Here is a 22,183-nt window from a genome sequence, read left to right on the forward strand (position 1 = left end):
TTAACGCCGAGACACTAATCCCTGAAAGCAGACCTGTGAGAAGTTGTCTGCGTGTAAGAGGGGCTTTCAAGAAGATTCTCCTTTGCTTTTTTTAGTCTGAGTTTCAATGGCGTAGCTACCGGTAATCATTGACCGAATATTGTTCCAGAACCCGGAAAACAGAACCATCAGGACATGAACAATAATAAAACTCACTAATAAAGTTGCGGTAATAAAATGCATCATCCTTGCTGACGGGCGCCCACCAAATAAATCCGTAAGAAAAGGGAAAGTGGCATCTAAAGCCGGCGACATGGTAAGGCCGCTTATGATCATCAGTGGGAGAAGAATAAATATTACCAGTAAATAGGTTATTTTTTGCAGAGCATTATAACGTCGGGCTTCTTCACCTTTAGCAAACTTCAAACGCGCATGATCATTTATCTCATGCCATAAATTTTTAGGACGAAGCTGGTCTTTATCGGGAAAAACATTTTTCCGAAAATGGCTACGACAGATGCCGTGCAAAATATAGACAAACCCGTTTATCACGAATAGCCAGGCAAAAAAGAAGTGCCACTGTCTGCCAGCGCCAAGATCCTGATAGGAAGGCATTGTAGCCCAGGCAGGAAAAGCGCGGGCAGTAGCACTGTTTTCTTCCTGCGAAACACCAAGCACATTTGTTGTTATGATGCGTAATGAACCAATCCGCAGGAATCCTTTCAGAGTATTACCTTGCTGCTCTGAACCTATCTCCAGTAAAGCATGGTCCCCAAAAGTGCCGTACTCCCCCCAGTAAAGACGGGGGTGAGCATTGAAGATTTGCAGGCCGGTCATTAATAAAACCGAGACACACATAACATTAATCCAGTGTGTAACCCTCACTATTAAGGAATGGCGACGGATAAACTGTTTACGTGATGGAACTTCGGAGGAAGGCTGGCTGATTTCATCACTCATAGCTATAACCTCGAGAATAGAGAAGCCTTTTGCCACTTCGATAACAAAGCAATAATTTTTAAACCTGAAAAATTACATTGGTGGAACAACGCCGTCTTTACCAATAATCAGATTTTCCGTCTTAAGCTTGCCATCAGGGCCTTTTACAGCAGGTACAAAAATAGCCACGCCGGGTTTCACTTCATCAGGAGTTGCGGGTGCGAGTGTAACAACAGGAGTGCTGCCAGAAATGTTGATTTTCTTATCGTGACCGTGATAGGTAACAGTCACTATACCCCCGTTAACATTTTTCACCGGATTGGTTACGGTTGCGTTAGTCATAGAGCTTTTAGGCTTAAGATCCCAGTTATAACTACCTTCGCCTGTACCTCTCAGTGCTTCAGGCAAAATCAGCACTTCAAGGGCATCATCCCCACCTCCTGACTCTTTCTGTGATGCAATGCCTACAAAGTCACCCTTTTTGATATCAGAGAGAGTGGCTTTTTTAACGGCGGCGGCTTTCCACTGCTGCATTAACATTACAGTTACCGTATTCCCTTCACGAGATTTAATAACAAGCTGGTCGCCAGAAAGCGATGAGACAGTGCCGCGAACTCTTACATGCTCAGCTGTAGAGTCAGCAGCTAAGACCGTAGTTGTGCCTAAAGCTAATAAGGCGCTGCTTAAAGCCAGTACTGATAAAGATGAAAATTTGGAAAAGTGCATAAAAGCTCCTGATAAAGCCGTCATCGCGGCGCTGTCTTGGCGTAACATTAAGGTCGTCGAAAGCGACGCCCTAAAACTTATAGATAACAGGTCAACCAACTATGAAGTTAGGCTGCCTTCCTGAACCATACCATTAGCTATCTACTAGTAGGTAGTTTAATTTGTAACAATATACTATTGAAATGACAAATTTCAGTAAACCTGGCCTACCGCTCCGTTAATAGCCGAAGGAATTTTCGCAAAAATTTCCATTGTCAAAGACACTTGCAGACAGCTTTGCACAGTGTACAGCAGTCATCAAAATGACTTTTCCAACTATGGGAGCGTTATGAAGTTGAAACACGTCTTTGTTTGCGCCTGTCCTCAGAATATCTTATCGGGCAGAGATATCCTGAAAATGCTTCTTTACCTTATCGGTCAACTCTGCAGAAAATACAGGTGTTAAAAAGTAATCATTGTATATATGTAAAACAGTGAGTAGCTATTATTAATATATCTGAATGTGTTCGCCAGAAATCAAATGCATCCAATAAAAAACGATGGCAATCTTTCTGCAAGCTAACGAATAATTCATTAAATCGCCAAAATCCTGCCTGGATGCGTTTATTAAAATAATTGCAATATTATTTACAGTACAGTGCCTGAGTTGTTTAATTCTGTATTACTTCGTGTTTTGGCCAGCGCGCGTTGTTACCCTTCAGCAGGAGATATAACCCATCGATTGGGGCGCTGTTTGAATCCGAGGAAATTTTAAATTACCGGTATCTGTATAGGTACATCAAAAGGTATTCACCCTACTTTTACTTAAAGAGTACATTTAGCAGGTAGTTTAAGCTTGCTGGTTGTCACCATACATATCCGCATTTTGCTGTTCAGCGAAATATTTTAAACGAGCACGGGGTTTATATCGGCTCCGGGAATGGCCTGGAACATATTGCACTGGCCCTCGTCGAATAATTTCAATTGGTGTCCAGATAACCGTATACGCAGAATGCATAACAGGGGTAGCAGAAATATTAATGGCACATCCAACAGGCATGCTATAACCAAATCCATCATAACAAAAATCGATATGTCGAATTGTATGACAATTAATGTGCTCGTCTTTGCATTCAGACGCGATATCATCAATGTCAGATACATCATTGCATGCCAGAGTTGCTGATGTCGAACGACCCGTTTTACATCCGGTATTGCCCAGCATTTTTCGGCTGGCAAGCAGTTGTAAAAGTATCGCTTCAACATTTTTCTGGTTTATAGCACTTACTTCCAATTTCTGCGGCGACAACGTTTTTACAGAATCTGGTAATGGAGGTAGGGGTTTGTTCTGCGTCTTTATGAGGGTCTGGAAATCGTCTGAAATCATCCTCTGATGCGAGGAGTGAGTGGTTCGCATATTTTCAGCACGAGCATAAAATGCAGGATATGTGGGCGGCAAAGCACGAATGCTGGTCATAAAAGATCCTCAGTAATTAGATGCTGGTTAACCGCGTAAATGATCTTTTCAGGTTATACCAAGGCCTGATTTAAAGGCACTGCTCAACGTATACCAACTAATAGGTTGGCTGTCAATGTAGCACTCTTGACCTGCTTCTCGTTTATTAATACACCGCGAGGCTAGCCATGTCTTCATAAGCAATATGAAGGCATCCCGATGAAGAAGCGTTTTTCTGACGAACAGATCATCTGTATCCTCTGCTGAGCTGAAGCTAAAGTTTCTGCCCGTGAACTCTGCCGCAAGCTCGCCATTTCCGACGCCATGTTTTACAACTGGCGTAAGGTTTTTGGCGGCATGAAAGTACCATAAGTGAATCGTCTTAAGTCACCCGAAGAAGAGAACGCGCGCCTCAGGAAGCTGCTTTACGAGGCCATGCTGGATAAAGAGGCTTTTCAGGTGGCTTTGAGCCGAAAGTTTTGACGACAGAGCAGAGCGGGAAGCCATAGAAGTCATGTGTGAGGCAGCGGGTTTGTCGCAACGTCGTGTTTGCAGGCTGGCTGGTTTGCCGCTGTCAACTTGCCGCTATGAGCCTCAAGGGTCCAGTTGCTGACGCGCATTTATCTGCGCGCATCACTGAACTGGCGCCCGTATGCCGGCGTTTTGGTTACCGGCGCATTCTCTGGACAGTATTGCACTGTTTCGTAGCTATCTGGTGACGATAAGAACCGCTCAGGGTCCGGAATTTACCTGTCGCGCTGGGTCAATGGGCCTTTGAGTATGGCGTGGAGCTGCAGTTTACCGGCTCCATTCACCTTTCAGTTCACTTCACTCTGCCTGTTTCCGGCTTCAACAAGGTTGCTAAAAATCATCCCTGAACTCTTTCATTGCAAAAGGTATAATGCGCTCTATGCTTCGTGAGCAAAATTGCAGTGTAGAGAGACTAAAATGAGATTTAACGGCCTGACAAAGGGATTTTTTATTCTGATCCTGTTTATTGTAACAGTGGCTTTTCTTGATGTACTGGGGCCGTATTACTCTTCGGTATTATGGGCTGCCATCCTGGCAGTAATCTTCCATCCGATGAAAACCAAAATCAGACAGCTTATTGGTGAACGAAACGGGCTGGCCTCGTTTTTAACGCTGTTGGTGATTTGTGTAATCGTCTTCACCCCACTGGTGGTGATTGCGTCATCAATGGCGATTGAATTCAACGTTGTTTATACCAAGCTGCAAAATAACAATACTCAGCTTCCGGTGATCTTTGCAGAGGTGATGCAGCATTTGCCTGACTGGGCGCGTCATTTGCTTTCAGAACATCAACTTGATACAGCAACGAACATTCAACAAAAGCTGTCGCAGTTCGCTCTGCAAGGGAGCCAGTATCTTGCCGGCAGTGCTTTCCTGATTGGTAAAAGCACGTTCAGCTTTACCGTAGGCTTCGGCATCATGCTTTACCTGCTGTTTTTCTTGTTGAAAGACGGTGCTTATCTGGTGAACGTCATCCTCGCGGCGCTGCCGCTGTCAAAATATGTGAAGCATCATCTCTTCATGAAGTTTGCTGCAGTTTCTCGTGCCACGGTGAAAGGAACTGTCGTTGTAGCCGTTGTGCAGGGTGCGTTAGGGGCGCTGGCTTTTTGGATTACCGGTATCGAAGGCATCTTGCTGTGGGGAGCGTTAATTGCCTTCCTCTCCCTGATCCCTGCCGTTGGTTCCGCCATTATATGGGTACCGGCAGCCATCTTCTTTTTTGCTTCTGGCGTGCTGTGGAAAGGGTTGTTTATCGTCGGCTTCTTTGTGGTTGTTATCGGCCTGGTGGATAACATTCTTCGTCCATTGTTGGTGGGCAAAGACACCAAAATGCCTGACTACCTTATTCTGATCGCTACGCTGGGCGGAATGGAGATTTATGGGATTAACGGTTTTGTTATTGGCCCGCTGATTGCCGCCATGTTTATCGCCTGCTGGAACCTGCTTTCCGGCCGCGACAATCGTAATAACAGCGATGAGATTGATGAAGAGTTTATCGAAGAAGGGAAGACACCACCTGAGGCTTGATTAAGGTGGGTTTAACTTGAGTCAGACAAAGCAGCTCTTAGGGGCTGCTTTTTTTATATTTATGATCTTTGTGGTGTTGAAATTCAGGGGTTTCAATTTTCAGCTTCTATTTTATCGCCACTGAAAAAAGAAACAAAAAAGCCACCTTCTAAAAGGTGGCTTAATATCCTGATTTAACAGGTAAAATTTGGTGGCCCCTACTGGACTTGAACCAGTGACCAAGCGATTATGAGTCATATGAATAGCTCGTTCCATCCTTTTTCACCTTAAACCATATCTACCTATTAAGTACTATAAAACAGTAGCTTATAGTTTCTCCTTCGTTTCATGTTGTTCCGGGTATTTGCTTTCAGTATCATTCTTACATCACCTGCTACATCACCCAGAAAATGGCAATAAAATTCTCGTAAGGACTTTCTCTTGGCAGACAATCTAACGGACTCAATGGTACGCGGCCTTAAAGCTCGCGACTCGGCTTATCAGGTTTGGGACAAAAGTGGTGAGCGTGGAGCAGGGCGACTGGGCGTAAAGGTTGAGCCATCCGGACAGCGGGTTTTCTACTATCGTTATTACTGGGATGCAAAACGCCACTTTATTCAGTTAGGCCGTTATCCTGAAATGTCGTTAGCCCAGGCCCGACAGCTTGCGAAAGGTTATGCTGGCACGCTGAAGGAAGGGAAGAATCCAAAGGTTGAAAAGGCCGAACAGGAAATCGCGCTGGAAAAGCAAAAGCGCGCCGAACAGTTAAAGGGCAGTATCGAGCAGCTTATCCAGGGTTACACCAATAAGATGCGTGAAGATGGTAAACGAACCTGGCAGCAGGTGCTCTATCGTCTTGAGAAGGAAACCTATTCCTTTATCGCCAAAGAGACGAAAGCTAACGAAGTCACACCGCTACATATCAAACAGATTCTGTCAGCCATTATTCAGCGTGGCGCGAGCGTTGAAGCTAACCGCGTCCGTTCTTATCTGATGGCGGCATTTAACTATGGGCTTAAGGCGGATAACGATCCCGCAAACCACCAGCAGAACGTGATGTTTGGGCTTGAGATGAATCCAGTAAGCGTTATTCCTAAACAGTCTGCTGCAGAGAAAGTGGGAACTAACTGGCTCAAGTTGAATGAACTGCAGCAGCTAATGGGCGATTTCCCCAAAACGTCCGGTGTAGGCAATTCGGTGAGTTTGCTGCTTAATCTATGTGTTTATGCTGGTGGTCAGCGCCCGCATGAACTGGCTTCCAGCCGATGGGAGGTTGTGAACTGGGAAGAAAAAACGCTGTTGATCGTGGCTGATGTATCAAAAAACAAGCGAGACCATCTGATACCGTTAACAGATTCTGCCGTCGAAATACTGGAAAGGCTGAAGGCAGAAAATGTTAACGACAGTCCGTTTATCTTCCCGCAACGGGTGGATACCGGTAAGCATCTTCGGACTGACAGTTTTGCCCAGGCTATCATCTATTATCGCGAGCATTTTCCGGACAATCCGGTATTCGTTGCGAGGGATTTACGGCGGACCTGCAAAACGTTGATGGGCGAAATCGGTGTTTCGAAAGAGCTGCGCGACCGCATTCAAAACCATGCATTGCAAGATGTCAGCTCGAAGCACTATGACCGCTATGATTATCTCAGCGAGAAGCGTAAGGCGCTGGAGTTATGGGAACGGCGGGTCAACAGGGTTGAGCAAGCCACCAGCAACGTGGTGAGTTTGTTCCAGAGGGGATAAAACGATTGGCTAAATATAATCTGAACTCTTCAGAGACGCTTTACCAACCGGGTTCTTTAGAAAACGTATTGTTGAACAAGCTGGGCATTATCGATGAAGCTGAAATGGCAGCGCTGGAATCGGGATTGCTGCTGATGTTGTATGGCCAGATTTTTATAGAATCAGCTCCCCTAACAGCGTTAGATTTCGGGCATATCCAAAAATGGCATCGGCATTGGCTGGGAAATATATATGACTGAACAGGGCGATTGCGTAATGCTAATCTCGTCAAAGATGGCTTTAAATTTGCAGCAGCTGATCGTATCCCCCATCTCATGACTGGCTTTGAAAAGCGTTATCTACATCGCTTTGAACAGCTTAACTCCCTTAACCGACCGGAACTCAACGGTTATCTGGCTGAATGCCATGTGGAGTTTATCCTGATCCACCCATTCAGAGAGGGAAACGGCAGGTTATCGCGTCTGCTTTTTGATGCGTTGTCTGTTCAGGCAGGCACTGGGTTGCTGGATTACAGCCTTTGGGACGAGCATAAAGCTTTTTATTTCAAGGCTATTCAGGCCGGAGTTTCGGGTAACTATAAGCCGATGATACAGCTGGTTGGCGATATTTTGCCAAATTAGCGAGCTAAACCAATAGCTTTTGCCTGAGCTTGATACTGCTTGAGATTTTGCTCAATTTTCTGCACAGCTTCACCCGTTTCAATAGCCGTTGAGCTAGCAACGGAGCGGTAGATTTGCTGTTTGGTGATTTTGGGGCTGGTGGCTCGACTTTGCATTGTGTGTGGTCCTTGTTGTGCTTAACGGGATTGTAGTGGGTGGGGGGTGAGCTTACAAGATGGTTTATCAGAGGGTGCTTGCCGGGAGATAACCCACCATTGTGGTGGGTACAGGTGCTTAGTCCTGGTACTTAGCTCTTGCTCTCATTTCCTGCATGTTCATTCCGTGATGAAAACGCTGATGTCCACACATCCAGCATGAACAGAGGCATGGGGTATGGTAAGCCTTACCGATATTGACGATAGTTGCGCCTTCAGGCCAGCTGTAAGCCGCATTATTATAACGACCGCGCTTAGCTTTGAACCTTTTCATATGATGGCGTCGAAACGCTCGATTTCTTGTTTGCATGGGTAATCCCCGAATAAACCGTCGGGGCAGCCACACCTTCGTGTGACCGCCGGAACGGCTGTTCGGAGTGCAGGATTTTACGCATTGTTAAGATCCTTATTAAAATTCATTCGCCTGAATGCCTGAGATTTTTTACTCGTTAGTATTCCAGTTTCTGAAGTGATTTTTCAATCTTTCAACAGTGTGTCGCCACTTTGGCGTTGTGGGCTTGCAAACGGTGTTTTGATTACCGAAGAATCCAAGTTCATTTACTGCATCCTGTTCACTACGGGTCTGAAGCCATTTCACGGAGACAAAATACTCAGATTTATCGGGATCGCCTGAGTTATCACGATAAAGATCTGCATGTTTAAGCACTTCCATCGCGAGTTTTTCACCAGCTTCAGTATTGATCTTAAAGCTGCTGACTGGCTCAACGGAGCTTTGCACAATACCGACGCCTACATAACCTGTTTTTGGGATGTTGACCCAGACGCGTTGACCGGGCTGAAGCTGTTTTAAGGTCTGGCTGTACCAGCTTCCGCCACCGGCACTGATAAACCCGTAACGGCGCGCCTCTTCCCAGTTACGACTATTTGAGTCACCAAACGAGACATAGAACTCTCCGTTCCAGGGCTCTTTTGATTGAGCACTCGTTCCTGCGGTGGCTTGTGCAGCGTTAGTTTGCGTCTCGCTCGGATCGAGAAGCCAGGCGCGACTTAAGAATTGCTCATTGCCGTGCTGGAATACTTTGAAGAACAGGACGTTAATGGAAATTCCATTTTTACTCAGGTAATCCACGATGCGTTCAGTGGAGGGATCCAGTTCAGCTGCCACAATAATGATTTGGTGTGACTGATTGATGGACTCTTCTTCCAGCTCGCTATTGAAACGTTGTCTAAACGCTTCTTTCAGATTGCGGCCGCCGGAAAATTTTTCATAAATCTGTGACAAGCGATCGGCGGTCAAATCATCCACCCATGAAGCGTAATCCAGCGCTTGAGCGACGACCTCACGCGGTGTGCGATCGCGTTTAATCTCGATCAGGATCAACGAAGCATCGGGCGCAATCGCCAGCAGGTCAATACGCCCCTTATCGAGCGTATTTTCCTGATGACCGATTATCATCCACTGATCAGAAAGAATGGTTGGGTCATTTAGGATCATCTTTTCCAGCAAATTCTCGCTGGTCAGTTTGATGATAGTCAGTGGCTGGGGGTTATCACCTACCCGCCAGATAGCATGATGAACCGGCATCATCTGTTCCTTAGCTTAGCGCTGCGTCAGTGAGTGCATCCGCCAGGTGCAACTGGGTTTGCTGGGCAGATTGCAGTTGGGATTTGAGGCCGTCGCAAACATTCAGAAGTGACATGTATTGAGCTAAAATCCTACTTGACTCACTAATTGGAGGTAATGCAATAAAACATCCGCGAAGCTGAGTTTTATTTATTGACGCCAAATTTGTTGTTTGCTTACTAGCACCCGCGAAATACTTTCGTGAAACAGACGAATTCATAAATATTTCAATCCATTTGACATTCAACTCATTCATAATCGGTCTGGCTTTAAAAACATGGTTTTGATTAGCCATGTAAAATGAAGATTCAGTCCAGACAGCAGTTCTTCCAACAGTATCCCAGTCACCGCCTTCTGTAATTAATAGATCATTTGTTTTAACTTGATACTTGTCTTTTTCATCAGCAGGAATATCTATTGTTTTTATTTCCGATAAGTCGAGATGTCCCCGTTGAACATTTGCTACACGCAGATATGGTACTGAAATCAATTCTCTACCTACAAGGTTCCTACCTTTAGTTATACCACTTTGGATATCAACAATATCTTCAAAACGACACCACTCCCACCCCTCCGGCAACTCAAAAGGCTTTTCTTCGTCACTCACTGGCGGCAAAGGTTTTTGTTTTTTAATTTTACCTTCTTTCACCAGTTGCGCTTTTTCCTGCTCAATACGTTTAAGCAGTTCGGATACGGGCTCATCATTCGGGTCCTGCGGCACTAGTTTTCCCATCACCGCCAGTTGCAGAATGGTTTGCTTAAGTGCGTCGATACTGGCTTCGGTGGTAAAAAACGTATCGAACTGCTCGCTCATTCGCGCCCAGTTTTCGGCTAACTCGTCTGCATTTTTGCTGTTGGTTAGCGTTGCCAGCAGCGTTTCTACAAGCTGAGAATGTGCTTCCAGACTGGTCAGGGATTGCTGTTCCAGTTGGTCGCACAAGGCCATGAGTTCGCCAACCTTATTTACGATAAGATCTTGCTCATTAGAGGGTGGTATAGCAATGAGCCCTGTGAAAAATTGTTTATCATTAATGGCTGGATAAGCAATTCCCGTTTGACAGCCCTCTACATATGTAATGAACGTTGATGAACGAAGATAATAATAAATGTATTTTGAAAATACCCCCCTGAAAGGGTGAATAATGGCAAATGCAGTGCTGGCAACAGGCTCTGGGTCAAATTCTTTTGCAATCATTGCAATATTTAATAAATATGGCCTTACGGTTGAGTAGACGACTGTACCTTTTTTTACTATTTTTCTTGCTCTGGATGGAGCATCGTTCGCCTGAACAATTTCAGGTTCATTAATAATACCTAGTTTTTTATTGATTGAGCCAACATCAATGTAGGTAAATTGACGGTCCGGTGTTTTTTGTCCCCAATCATGTCCTATTTCAGAAATTCGAACCCATTCCCATCCCACCGGCAACTCGAAGGGCTTCTCATCCTCACTAATTTCCGGCAAAAGCTTCTGCTTTTTGATTTTACCCTGCTTCACCAGCTCGGCTTTTTCAGCTGCTATGCGTTTGAGTAATTCAGACGCCGGTTCATCATTCGGGTCCTGCGGTACCAGCTTACCGCGCACGGCCAGCTCCAGAATCAACTCACGCAGCTTCTTAATACCATAAAGGTCAATCTTACCGTTACTGCCACGCCCGGCAGTTGAGCGGGTTTTCAGGGCAGAAGTCCAGGTATCGATATGTTGGGTGATCAGTTGTTCTACAGACATCAGTTGACCTCTTTGCCTGCAAGCGCGGCACCGAGGATATTGCGTAGCTGGTTGCGCAGCTGGCTAATCTCGATTTGCTGCTGTTGGTATTGAGCAAGCAGTTCGTCCGGGTCGTGACTAACGACTTCACCCTGATACGGGTTTTTAATATCGAGGTTAAAGTTGCGAGCAATAATCTCGTCAATACCTACTTTCCATGCCTGATTGCTTTCCACGCGGCTGGCAAAACCGTCAGCTTCGTTACCCCACCAGTCGATCTCAGTCTGGAACTCTTCAAACTTCATCGGCCTGGTTTTACTGTAGTTTTTCACGCCTTCTGGATAGGGGTGCTCATAGAACCAGATATCCTTGGTGGGCTGACCTTTGGTGAAGAACAGAATATTGGTCTTAATGCCTGTGTATGGGCTAAACACGCCGTTTGGTAAACGCACAATGGTGTGCAGGTTGCACTCTTCAGTAAGCAACTTTTTGATTTTGGTTTTAACGCCTTCACCAAATAACGTGCCGTCAGGCAGGACCACGGCCGCGCGGCCTTTGTTTGCCAGCACTTCGATAATCAGCTGTAAGAACAGGTCGGCGGTTTCACGCGTCTGCATCTCTGCCGGGAAGTTCTTCTCAATCCCGTCTTCTTCCGTGCCGCCAAACGGCGGGTTGGTGACAATCACGTCAAGCTGCTCATCCCAGGATGACAGCGGTTTGTTTAGCGTATTGCCGTGACGGATTTGCACAGGTACCTCAATGCCATGCAGCAGCATATTGGTGGTACACAACAGATGCGGCAGCTGTTTCTTCTCAACGCCGAATATCTGCTGTTGAAGTTTCTGATGATCCGCGGTGCTTTTAACGTAGTTATCTTTAACGTGGTCAAAAGCACAGGCCAGGAAGCCACCGGTGCCGCAGGCGGGGTCCATAATCGACTCACCCAGTTTCGGGTCAATGCGGTTCACCATAAAACGGGTTACGGCACGTGGGGTATAAAACTCACCGGCGTTACCAGCGCTTTGCAGGTCACGCAAGATTTGTTCATAGATATCACCAAACAGATGACGCTCGGTGCTGCTGCTAAAGTCGATTTCGTTCAGCTTGTTAATGACCTGACGCAGCAGCGTGCCGTTTTTCATGTAGTTGTAGGCATCGCTAAACGCCTGTTTCACTACATACCCACGCGGATTTTTATCAACCGGGGCGGTCAGGTCCTTAAGGGTTGGGAACAGGTCATCATTGATAAATTCCAGCAGGTTGTCACCAGTAATCCCTTCGCTGTTGGCTGCCCAGGTGCGCCAGAGGTAGCGCTCCGGGATAGGCAATTGATAGTTATCCTGCTCCAGTTCTAACTCTTCTTCCTGGGTATCAAAGATTTTCAGAAATAGCAGCCAGGATAGCTGGCCAAGGCGCTGGGCATCGCCGTCGACACCAGCATCTTTGCGCATGATGTCCTGAAGGGATTTGATAACGGAGCTGATAGACATAGTGGATTATCCATTTTAAAAAAGGATACCACCGCGAGCGTAGACTCATCGGTGGCATTAAATTGTTAAGCGATTAGGCGGAGCGCGGCGGTAACCGGTAAATTTCGTTTTCCAGTTCGTTTACGGCATTTTCATAGGCTTTTTTGTCACCAAAGCTGCTTTTGATGATCTCAAGTGGACGCCCAAGGGTATCGAAGGGTTTCAGTTTAAGTACCTGGATATCCTCAATCTCTTTTACCCCTGCATCGGCATACTTATCGAGCAGGACGCTTAGTACCTGCTGTGCAGGCTCTGCGTATTTGGTGAAATAGTTGCGTTTACGCACGTTCGCTGCCCGCTCCTGGCGAGTCAGCGCTGGCTGACCGTAAACCACATGGCAAAGTAAATCGAACGGGTCGAGATCTTTGCCCACTTCTTCAGCCAAAACTTCCCAGAGAATGCCCTGTTGTTCAAGCTCCTCGATGATTGCCTGCTTGCGCGCGCTGCCTTGCCACTTAGTGGTGAACTCATCGAGTGAGGCGTAGGATTTTATCAGGGTTTTACGGGTGTAGTCCTGGAAAGATTCGGTGACCAGCTTTCCGTCGGCGTCATAATACTGCACGCGCTTAGCCAGCACCTTAACCGAAACACCATTGACGTGGAATTTGCGAATTTTATGCTCATCGTCTTCGAAAAATACTGTAGGCTCGTCGTCTGACGTTACGCTGTATTCTGCCGCTTCTTCTTCAAGCACCGTTGCAACATTGCCTGGTTCTTCTGGAGGCGTTTCATCTGCCAGAACCTCGTCAAAATCTGATTCAGGATCGGTGATTTCTTCGGGAGTGGTGCGGATAACCTTTTCAGGGACACCATCAAAACGCTCATCTGCAAACAATTCAGTGGCTTTTTTAAAGTCGAGGATAGTGAACCACAGCTTGCCATACTTCTCATCAATGCGCGTGCCGCGGCCAATAATCTGCTTAAACTTGGTCATTGATTGAATATTTTGATCCAGCACCACCAGCTTACACGTTTTGGCATCAACGCCCGTGCTCATCAGCTCGGAGGTGGTGGCGATAACCGGATAAGCTTTCTTCGGATTAATAAAGTTATCCAGCTGAGCTTTGCCTTCATCATCATCGCCGGTGATTTTCATCACATATTTCTCATTCCTGGCGACTTGTTCGGGGTTCAGATTAACCAAGGCGCGGCGCATGCGCTCGGCATGATCGATGTCGTTACAGAAGACAATGGTTTTATCCATTGGATTGGTGCGCTTCAAATAGTCGGTAATGGTTTGCGCTACCAGCATGGTGCGATCGTCAATCACCATAGTTCGGTCGAAGTCTTTTTGATTGTAGATCCGGTCTTCAATTTGCTCGCCGTTTTTATCTATCTGGCCCTTGGTAGGCCGCCAGCCCTGTAGATCGACATCAATATCAACGCGTACCACTTTATAAGGGGCAAGGAAGCCATCCTCTATGCCTTCTTTAAGCGAATAGGTGTATACCGCGTCGCCAAAATAGTCGGTGCTGGAGATCTCATCCGTCTCTTTAGGGGTCGCGGTGAGGCCCACCTGCGTGGCATTGCCAAAATATTCGAGAATTTCACGCCATGAACTGTCTTCTGAAGCACTGCCGCGATGGCACTCATCGATTACAATCAGGTCGAAGAAGTCAGGAGCAACCTGTTTATAGGCTTTCTGTGATTCTTCCGGTCCGGTAATGGCCTGATATAGTGCAAGGTGGATTTCAAAAGCTGGATCAATGGTGCGACCCGTCACTTTGGTCATTGCGCTACCGAAGGGCTGAAAGTCGTTATTCTTGGTCTGGTCGACGAGAATATTGCGGTCAGCAAGAAAGAGAATACGTTTCTTGTTTTTCGCCTTCCACAGCCGCCAGATGATCTGAAACGCGGTGTAGGTTTTTCCTGTCCCTGTTGCCATCACCAACAATGCACGTTTCGCCCCTGCGGACACGGCTTCAATGGTTTTATTTACGGCCTGGAGCTGATAATAACGCGGTGCTTTACCAGTGCCATCATCGAAGTAATCCTGAGTAATGACTGGGAGCTGCTCTGAGGTATAACCTTTCCAGGTACAGAATTTGAGCCATAGCTGAGCTGGAGTAGGGAAGTCATGCAGAGAAATTTCTGACTCAAGCTGCGCTGGATTGGTTTTGTCATGAAAAATGAAACCGTCACCGTTAGAAGCAAAAACAAAAGGAACATCAAGCAGTGAGGCGTAACCCAACCCTTGCTGCATGCCTTTTCCTACCTCATGCTTATTAGCTTTGGCTTCAATCACTGCTAACGGCAGCCCTGGCTTATGGTAAAGCACGATATCAGCAGATTTAACGGACAATCGTGCTGCCAGCTTTCCACGCACTACGACTTTGCCATCTCGCAGTTTTACTTCCTGGCGGATCTGGGTCATGACATCCCAGCCCGAATCTTTGATAGCCGGAAGGATAAACTTGGTAATGATGTCGGTTTCGGTCAGATTGCTTTTATTAAAATCGGCCATAGCGTCCGGTGCTCACCAAAGGGAATGGGATTTAGCTGATTTTTACACAAATCCGTGTTTGCGTTAACGTTTATGAAGTGTTTTTTCTTGAAGCTTAGAAATTTATGCTTGAAGTAGGCATTGGTACACCACATTCATAATGCCAAAATCCACTTAAGTCGCCATAAAAACCAAAACATCTTGGCAATATTGCCATATATAAAACGAAGGGTATGATTTCAATTCATCATTTTTATGAATGTGACTGCTCGTCTGCGTTAATAAAGGCTGATAAACCATAATTAATCACGCAGAGAAATCATTAATTATTAAGGAAGCCTGATGACTGCACCTCTTCGTACCACAGCGGATTCTTCAGAGGCCTATGTTCTCAAATCACTTGAGGACATGCGTCGAAAGCTATTAGATCTTACCGCACGTAACAGATTGCTTAATTTTCCTATCGATAAAAAGCATTCTTCGCTGCGTATTATCAACGAATTGCCAGACCAGCTTTATCAAACCTTGGTAGACGATAAGGTGATGCAGTTTGCGCCGGTACCTGATCCAACAAAGGCTCAACTTCAGGAATATGGTTATCTGGGTAAAGATGATAAACAGTCGGAAGTTAGCCTTAAGTCGGCACCTGATGCTAAGGCTTGGGCAGGTAAGTTAGGTTTAAATACTGATTTTGAACTGTTTGCGGAGGCCCGGCCTAATGTCTCTGACGATGAGTATCTGCTGGTAAAGAAAGCCAGAGCGGCAATTGAGCAGTATCTCAAAGACAACAAGGGTCAACTCTCTGGTATTCGCCAGGCTAAGTTAAATTCAGATTTACCGGCAGAAAAGCTTGATTTGTTGATTCATAAGCTTGGGTATAAAGATCTTGGTGAGTTTGAACGCGAAGCCAAGGCGGGAAAGCCGCTGAAATCGGCCAGTGTACAGGCTTCTTTGACTGATAATGAGATCCAAACGCTACACTTCCCTGCGGAGTTGGAAGCTTTACTGCGTTCAATTCATGGTAAGGCGCAAACCGCTATCGAGGAGACGGGGGCAGGTATCCTCTATCTGGCCCTGGGATTCCTGGAGTGGTATGAATCTGATGACTCCAACAAGGCAAGATTTGCGCCGCTATTTACCATTCCGGTGACTCTCGAAAGAGGCAAACTGGACGCAGAGGCGGGGCTTTATCGCTACCATCTGAGCCACACCGGTGAGGATATTCTGCCCAATCTGTCACTCAGAGAAAAATTACAGAGTGATTTCGGTCTTGCTTTGCCTGCACTTGATGAAAATACGCTCCCTGAAGCTTATTTCCAGCAGGTTCAGGCCATGATTGGGAAAAATAAACCTCGTTGGTCGGTCCGTCGCTATGGCGCATTGAGCTTACTTAATTTTAGTAAAATGCTGATGTATATCGACTTAGATCCTGCACGCTGGCCCGCAGGCGAAAAAAACATTGCCAATCATGAAGTGATAAAACGTCTTTTCACATCGCAGACGGGAGAAGGGAGTTCCTCAGGCGTTTCAGCTGAATATATGATTGATGAGATTGACCAAATCCACCAGCAGTTCCCACTGATTGATGATGCTGATAGCTCCCAGCACAGCGCGTTAGTTGACGCGGTCATGGGTAAAAATTTGGTGATTGAAGGGCCACCGGGTACCGGTAAGTCACAAACTATAACTAACCTAATCGCAGCCGCTATTTTAAACGGCAAAAAAGTCCTGTTTGTCGCTGAAAAGCTTGCCGCACTGGAAGTCGTTAAAACACGTTTAGACAAAGCGGGGTTGGGTGATTTTTGCCTAGAGCTGCATAGCCATAAGTCCCATAAACGTAAAGTGTTAGACGAAATTCAGAAGCGTATCAATAACCGTTCCTTGAATACTGCCCGTGTCCATATTGAGGCGGAGATTGCGCGTTATGAAGAGCTAAAAATTGAATTAAATGATTATGCCCGCGAAGTTAATCAGCCTTGGGAAAACACGGGTATCACTATTCATGAAATTTTGACCGGGGCAGCTCGTTATCGTCGGATGCTCAATATCGAACCGAAAGACTTGCATATCGAAGGGCTCTCTGGGCAAAAACTTGACCATATTGCTCAATTGAGACTTAAAGATCAGGTCGATTCATTTGTTAAGGTGGTCCATGAATTTCGTGCTCAAGTTGGGGAGCACGCTCAGCTTTCAGATCACCCATGGTATGGGGTAAATAATCTTGAAATTCAGCTGTTTGACAGTAATAGAATTGTTGCTGGTTTGGAGCAGTGGCAAGCCTCTTTAACGGCGTGGCAGCACTGCCTGGGTAATTTCCTCGAAAAATATGCATTACCCATAGAACGGTTGAAGACTCTCACCTTGCAGCAGCAATTGGTCGATGACTCCGGTCGTCTTCCAGCGTTGTCAGAATTACTTAATTTCAGCGCATTCAAACGACTGGATGAAGAAAATAAGTACCAGTTAAAAGCGTGGTTACAAGATTTTGAGGTTGTTCAATCAGCCTACGAAGAAATGGCTAATCACCTGATTGCAGAGAAGCTGAAAGCGCTGGAAATCTCTGCAGTAATCCCTGAATTTGCTGATATTCATAAAGAGTTTGGCGTCAATGAAAACAGTTCACTTGGTGATATTGCCAGGTTAATTCTTTCTCTTGAGCAATTGAACTCTGCTTTCGAGCAGCATTGGACGCAACTGTCAGACTTAGTGGATTCATTGCCCGTTGCCCTGTCGTCAAAGATGAAATCTGACCGCCAAGGGTTTAAACACATTGTTGAGCTTATCGAACTGGCCGTTCAAATTTCTCCAGAGCTGCTTAAGCATCGTCACGAGCGCTTTGATGATGATGAAATTGACGGCGTTTTGGATAAATTGGCAGGGCATATCACCCCGTTGCTCAGTGCTCGCGAGGCTTTAAAGGTTCACTTTAAACTCTACTCCTTACCTCATGAGGAAGAACTAAAAAATATTGAGTCAGAGCTTACCCGTTCGGGTATGTTCAGTTGGTTGAGTGGCTCATGGCGACAGGCTAAACAATCATTATTGAATTTATCTCAGGGAGTGAATGTTCCGTGGAAAACGCTTTTCCAGCATTTACCCCAATTACGTCAGTATATGGCCGGTAGTCTGGCATTAGAACAAGCAAATTTCAGTCGTGAGTTAGGTGATAACTATCAAGGCATCGATACACCTCTCGATAATCTGCAGCAGCTAAGAAAGTGGTACAAAAATGTTAGAGCAACATGGGGAGTAGGTTTTGGTCCCAATGTTGCTTTAGGAAGTGCCTTGTTGGCTCTTGATAGCCAACTGATAAAAGGTATCCATCAACTCAAGCATCACGGGATAGCCGATAATATCAATTCCAGCATTGGGAAATTATCCGAGCTTTATCTACTTCTACCTAATATTGAAGCCCTAAAAGATGTCGAAATAGCTCTGGTAGGTGATAACAGTGTATTAAAGGTTACCCGCGAGAAGCTTATTAACGCACTGTCGCCGCTGCAGCAATGGTTCAAGCATGATGCTATGTCATTGCGGGACGCCAAAGAGAAAGCGGTTCTGCTGTATAAATTGCAGCAGATGCAAACCGATCTTAAAGCTAAACCTTTGCCTGAACAGCTATTTGGCACGCAAGAGCAACTGCTTTTTGGTTTTGAAAAGAAAAATGAGTATGCACTATCAGTAATCTTGGGCACTTTGGCGTTTGATGATGCGATACAGCAGGCTGTTAAATTTGAAGAGCTGATTGGCATTATCAAACGCTTTGAGGAAAAAAGCCAATTGGATGGCCTCTATGAAGACTTAAGCCGCTTTAACAAACTGTGGCAAAGCCACCTTACCCAAAGGGAACGCTTTGTCGCTGAGACTCAGCTCGATATTGAGCAGTGGCAGTTCCGCTGTAACGATGGCTTAAATGATCTGATTGCGCGCAATGATGAGGCGATAGTTAAACCCCGATGGCTCAATGGCTGGCTCAACTTTAACCGTGTTGCTAAAGAAATACGCGAGCAGGGGCTGCAACTCATTCAAAATGCAGTATTTAATCGTGTGTTGCCAATTGAGCAGGTCGAAACTGGCCTGATGATGACGATTTACGATCAGTTGGCTCGCGAAGTGGTGGCCGCTCGTCCACGGCTAGTACGTGTTTCTGGTAATCAGCGATCTGTCTCTCAGCAGACGTTCCGAATGTACGACAAGAAATTGAAGTCATTACAACGCCAGCGTATCGCCTCGACTATTGCCCGTAATCAGGTGCCCCAGGGGAGTTCAGGCGGGAAGAAGTCCGAATATACCGAGCTTGCGCTGATTAATAATGAACTCGGCAAAAAGATGCGCCATATTCCCATCCGCCAGCTAATTAATCGAGCTGGGAGAGCATTAATTCAGCTTAAACCCTGCTTTATGATGGGGCCGATGTCGGCAGCTAATTATCTCCAGCCGGGAGAAATTGAGTTCGACTTGGTAGTAATGGATGAAGCTTCTCAGGTCAAACCAGAAGATGCTTTGGGTGTTATTGCACGTGGTAAACAAATCGTGGTGGTGGGCGACCCCAAACAGTTACCGCCAACCAGTTTCTTCGATCGAGCAGATTCTGATGATAACGAAGATGAAGATACCGCGGCGGTTAGCCTGACTGACAGTATTCTCGATGCCTCATTGCCCCTGTTCCCAATGCGCCGTCTGCGTTGGCACTACCGTTCTCAACATGAAAACTTGATTGCTTATTCTAACCGTCATTTCTATGACAGCGACTTGGTAGTCTTCCCTTCTCCCAATGCGCAATCGGCAGAGTATGGCATCAAATTTTCCTATGTAAAAAATGGTCGTTTTGTCAATCAGCACAATATAGAAGAGGCCCGCGTTATCGCTTTAGCCATTGCTCAACATGCGGTGGAATACCCGCAGCAGTCATTGGGTGTTGTGGCAATGAACTCCAGGCAACGTGATCAAATAGAGCGGGCGGTTGATGAGCTATGTCGTGATAATCCACAAATGGATGTGGCAATCGGCAAGCTTAGGGCTCATACCGACCCTCTGTTTATCAAGAACCTGGAGAACGTTCAGGGTGATGAGCGAGATATCATCTTCATCTCCTTTACCTATGGGCCTGGAGAGGCTGGTGGGCGCGTATTCCAACGCTTTGGACCTATCAACTCAGATGTGGGCTGGCGTCGCTTAAATGTACTTTTCACACGTTCTCGTAAGCGCATGCACGTTTTCAGCTCTATGCATGCTGATGACATACAGGTTGCAGAGAACACTAAGCGAGGAGTTAAAGCTTTACGTGGTTTCCTGCATTTTGCTGAAAAAGGCAATATGGATGGCGTGGGTGTTTCTACAGGCAAAGCCCCGGACAGTGATTTTGAGATTTCTGTCATTGAGGCCTTAAAAACAGCCGGTTTTGACTGTGAGCCGCAGGTAGGTGTTGCAGGCTTCTTTATTGATATTGCCGTTCGAGATCCGGGTAAGCCGGGTCGTTACTTGATGGGGATTGAGTGTGATGGCGCAACCTATCATTCAGCCAAATCAGCTCGTGACCGTGACCGTTTGCGACAAGAGGTTTTAGAACGCTTAGGTTGGAAAATTTCCCGTATATGGTCAACAGACTGGTTCAGTAATCCCGATGAAGTTCTTGGGCCTATTATCCGAGAATTGAATCAACTCAAAACGCCATTTACAGCAGCACCAATCATTGTTGAAGAACATTTTTCTGATGTATTGGTCGATGATAAAAGTACTAAATCCGAGGACATCACCGATTACAGTGATGTCTCTGAGTCTCTGCATTCTCGTTTAGAAAGGTTTGCTCAGGAAATAATTGCTGCTGAGTTTCCTGAGGTCTCTTCGGAGCATCGTTTGTTGAGACAATCAATGATTGAAGCTCTCGTTGAGCACCAGCCTCTTTCTAAATCCGAGTTTGTTGAACGCATTCCTAAATACTTGCGAGATGCCACGGAACCGCAAGAGGCCAGAATGTTCCTTGATACGGTTCTCGAAATTATTGATGGGCATGATGTGGTGGTGGACTTTTAATAATTTTGTAAGGGCCAGAGCAAACTCTGGCCTACAGCCATAAAATTTTCATTAGGCTTAACCGTTACATTAGACTTGAGCGATCATGTTACTGGTGATCTGTTCATCGGAAAAACGTTTCTTCATGGAAGATGTCCTTATATTGATAATGATGACATTACTAACATCGGGGTGTGTTAATCAACGGGAAGCAGGTCAAAGGCCCCGACATTACTCACTGAGGGTTGTATCTGATATGGACGACAGATCAAATGGAGCTAAAGTTAGACTGGTTCGTGCCGATGATAATACTTTCGTTAGAAAAATTTCAATATGGAATGAAATTGTAAGGAAGCTCATCTGATGAGCTCAGGTCGGGGAGCATTAGTTAGACATGTTCTTGATACTGATAGCGATTTAGCTAAAACATTCCAAATGTATATTGACGGGCGTAGGTCAGTTCAGCTGACGTTATTGTGAGTAGGTGATTTTTGCCAAATCAAGACCCTATACCTAAATGACCCTATGGCATGTGAGAAGGTGAAAATGCAAAAGCCCGTGAAGTGTGATTTAAGTATTTTGGAACTACTTAAAAAGGTTGATGGCAAACATGTCAACTATTTGATTGATGTTCTAACAGATAACGGTAATGGACGACTTGCGCTGTCATCCTCGGTTAAAGATTTATTACTAGAGGAAAAAGCAGAGCAGAGATACAGCGACCTGGGATTAAGGCATTTACTACGTGAATTACAAGAATATGGAGGGCATTCTCTCGTTAACGTGTTTCGAAGTGAACCCTTAAGCTACTCTGAGTTGCTAACCGATGTACATAAGAAGCTCAATGGGATAGACAGCAAGAACAAAATTGATTCGCAAAAAGAGCGAGAAATAGTGTTCAGCCTGTTTGGGGAGGGATGGCAATCTTTAGATGACTATTCCCGATGGGAACGTTGTACAGAAAATAAAGTCGTCGCCGGTTTCTTTAAAATGCAGGACAACTTACAAATCGACGATAAAGGGATGTTGATCGGTCTATCTGCTGCCGCGAGTGCAGCTGCTTTCGTCGCTTTACGTATGTTTCCAGCTACCGCATTAGTTAGCACACTGGGCATCGTTAACAAGAGTGTGGGTGAGGCATATAGAATCACTATTCCTTTTGTAGCCCATGTAGCGATGCTTAAAATGATATACTCTAATAAGGTTTAGCATTTAATAAATTATTGTGGG

The 22,183-nt window shown here is 45.7% G+C and carries 12 protein-coding genes, 1 tRNA gene and 2 pseudogenes; 6 read left to right on the top strand and 9 right to left on the bottom strand.

What is annotated here, in order from left to right:
* Positions 1–66: 66 nt before the first annotated feature.
* The 3 genes from SD961_RS01450 to SD961_RS01460 form a co-directional block, all read right to left on the bottom strand.
* Positions 67–939 (bottom strand): cytochrome b/b6 domain-containing protein, encoded by an 873-nt coding sequence (locus SD961_RS01450; RefSeq protein ID WP_318788634.1) that lies wholly within the window; start codon positions 937–939, stop codon positions 67–69.
* A 72-nt stretch (positions 940–1,011) separates the two neighbouring features.
* Complete coding sequence (locus SD961_RS01455; RefSeq protein ID WP_318788635.1) at positions 1,012–1,644, bottom strand: hypothetical protein; 633 nt, start codon at positions 1,642–1,644, stop codon at positions 1,012–1,014.
* 829 nt (positions 1,645–2,473) lie between these two features.
* Positions 2,474–3,100 carry a hypothetical protein gene (locus SD961_RS01460; protein ID WP_318788636.1) on the bottom strand — a complete coding sequence of 209 codons (627 nt, stop codon included), beginning with the start codon at positions 3,098–3,100 and terminating at the stop codon, positions 2,474–2,476.
* 198 nt (positions 3,101–3,298) lie between these two features.
* Between SD961_RS01460 and SD961_RS01465 the strand changes: the two are divergent.
* Positions 3,299–3,876, top strand: a pseudogene (locus tag SD961_RS01465) (transposase); the annotation flags it as partial.
* Between the two features lie 151 nt (positions 3,877–4,027).
* Positions 4,028–5,137, top strand: a complete 1,110-nt coding sequence (locus tag SD961_RS01470; protein ID WP_318788637.1) for an AI-2E family transporter — start codon at positions 4,028–4,030, stop codon at positions 5,135–5,137.
* Between the two features lie 188 nt (positions 5,138–5,325).
* On the opposite strand, the gene SD961_RS01475 is transcribed toward SD961_RS01470, so the two are convergent.
* A tRNA-Met gene (locus SD961_RS01475) sits at positions 5,326–5,410 on the bottom strand.
* A gap of 147 nt (positions 5,411–5,557) precedes the next feature.
* Here SD961_RS01475 and SD961_RS01480 point away from each other — a divergent pair.
* On the top strand, positions 5,558–6,862 hold the full coding sequence (locus SD961_RS01480) for a tyrosine-type recombinase/integrase (protein ID WP_318788638.1): 1,305 nt from the start codon (positions 5,558–5,560) through the stop codon (positions 6,860–6,862).
* A gap of 5 nt (positions 6,863–6,867) precedes the next feature.
* A pseudogene (locus SD961_RS01485) lies at positions 6,868–7,482 on the top strand (Fic/DOC family protein).
* Here SD961_RS01485 and SD961_RS01490 read toward each other — a convergent pair.
* The 5 genes from SD961_RS01490 to hsdR form a co-directional block, all read right to left on the bottom strand.
* Positions 7,479–7,637, bottom strand: coding sequence for a hypothetical protein (locus SD961_RS01490; protein ID WP_318788639.1), 159 nt, complete (start codon positions 7,635–7,637; stop codon positions 7,479–7,481). The pseudogene SD961_RS01485 and the gene SD961_RS01490 overlap by 4 nt on opposite strands.
* Positions 7,638–8,118: 481 nt before the next feature.
* On the bottom strand, positions 8,119–9,222 hold the full coding sequence (locus SD961_RS01495) for a nuclease (RefSeq protein WP_318788924.1): 1,104 nt from the start codon (positions 9,220–9,222) through the stop codon (positions 8,119–8,121).
* 10 nt (positions 9,223–9,232) lie between these two features.
* Positions 9,233–10,990 carry a restriction endonuclease subunit S gene (locus SD961_RS01500; protein ID WP_318788640.1) on the bottom strand — a complete coding sequence of 586 codons (1,758 nt, stop codon included), beginning with the start codon at positions 10,988–10,990 and terminating at the stop codon, positions 9,233–9,235.
* A complete protein-coding gene (locus tag SD961_RS01505) occupies positions 10,990–12,459 on the bottom strand; it encodes an N-6 DNA methylase (protein WP_318788641.1) in 1,470 nt (489 codons plus the stop codon). The genes SD961_RS01500 and SD961_RS01505 overlap by 1 nt, the downstream gene beginning before the upstream one ends.
* 73 nt (positions 12,460–12,532) lie before the next feature.
* Positions 12,533–14,962, bottom strand: a complete 2,430-nt coding sequence (gene hsdR / locus SD961_RS01510) for an EcoAI/FtnUII family type I restriction enzme subunit R (RefSeq protein WP_318788642.1) — start codon at positions 14,960–14,962, stop codon at positions 12,533–12,535.
* Between the two features lie 321 nt (positions 14,963–15,283).
* Between hsdR and hhe the strand changes: the two genes are divergently transcribed.
* Both hhe and SD961_RS01520 read left to right on the top strand, forming a co-directional pair.
* Entirely contained in the window at positions 15,284–20,974 is a 5,691-nt protein-coding gene (gene hhe, locus SD961_RS01515; RefSeq protein WP_318788643.1) for a DUF4011 domain-containing anti-phage protein Hhe, read from the top strand.
* 525 nt (positions 20,975–21,499) lie between these two features.
* Positions 21,500–22,162 (top strand): hypothetical protein, encoded by a 663-nt coding sequence (locus tag SD961_RS01520; protein ID WP_318788644.1) that lies wholly within the window; start codon positions 21,500–21,502, stop codon positions 22,160–22,162.
* The last annotated feature ends 21 nt before the right edge of the window (positions 22,163–22,183 follow it).

The sequence above is a fragment of the Erwinia sp. MMLR14_017 genome, from assembly GCF_033657285.1.
Lineage (GTDB): Bacteria > Pseudomonadota > Gammaproteobacteria > Enterobacterales > Enterobacteriaceae > Erwinia.

Excerpts from the sequence above, each read along its gene's own strand:
- SD961_RS01500 (WP_318788640.1), bottom strand. The coding sequence starts at position 10,990 with ATGTCTGTAGAACAACTGATCACCCAACATATCGATACCTGGACTTCT.
- hsdR (WP_318788642.1), bottom strand. The coding sequence starts at position 14,962 with ATGGCCGATTTTAATAAAAGCAATCTGACCGAAACCGACATCATTACC.
- SD961_RS01505 (WP_318788641.1), bottom strand. The coding sequence starts at position 12,459 with ATGTCTATCAGCTCCGTTATCAAATCCCTTCAGGACATCATGCGCAAA.
- SD961_RS01495 (WP_318788924.1), bottom strand. The coding sequence starts at position 9,222 with ATGCCGGTTCATCATGCTATCTGGCGGGTAGGTGATAACCCCCAGCCA.
- SD961_RS01460 (WP_318788636.1), bottom strand. The coding sequence starts at position 3,100 with ATGACCAGCATTCGTGCTTTGCCGCCCACATATCCTGCATTTTATGCT.
- hhe (WP_318788643.1), top strand. The coding sequence starts at position 15,284 with ATGACTGCACCTCTTCGTACCACAGCGGATTCTTCAGAGGCCTATGTT.
- SD961_RS01450 (WP_318788634.1), bottom strand. The coding sequence starts at position 939 with ATGAGTGATGAAATCAGCCAGCCTTCCTCCGAAGTTCCATCACGTAAA.
- SD961_RS01455 (WP_318788635.1), bottom strand. The coding sequence starts at position 1,644 with ATGCACTTTTCCAAATTTTCATCTTTATCAGTACTGGCTTTAAGCAGC.
- SD961_RS01470 (WP_318788637.1), top strand. The coding sequence starts at position 4,028 with ATGAGATTTAACGGCCTGACAAAGGGATTTTTTATTCTGATCCTGTTT.
- SD961_RS01520 (WP_318788644.1), top strand. The coding sequence starts at position 21,500 with ATGCAAAAGCCCGTGAAGTGTGATTTAAGTATTTTGGAACTACTTAAA.
- SD961_RS01490 (WP_318788639.1), bottom strand. The coding sequence starts at position 7,637 with ATGCAAAGTCGAGCCACCAGCCCCAAAATCACCAAACAGCAAATCTAC.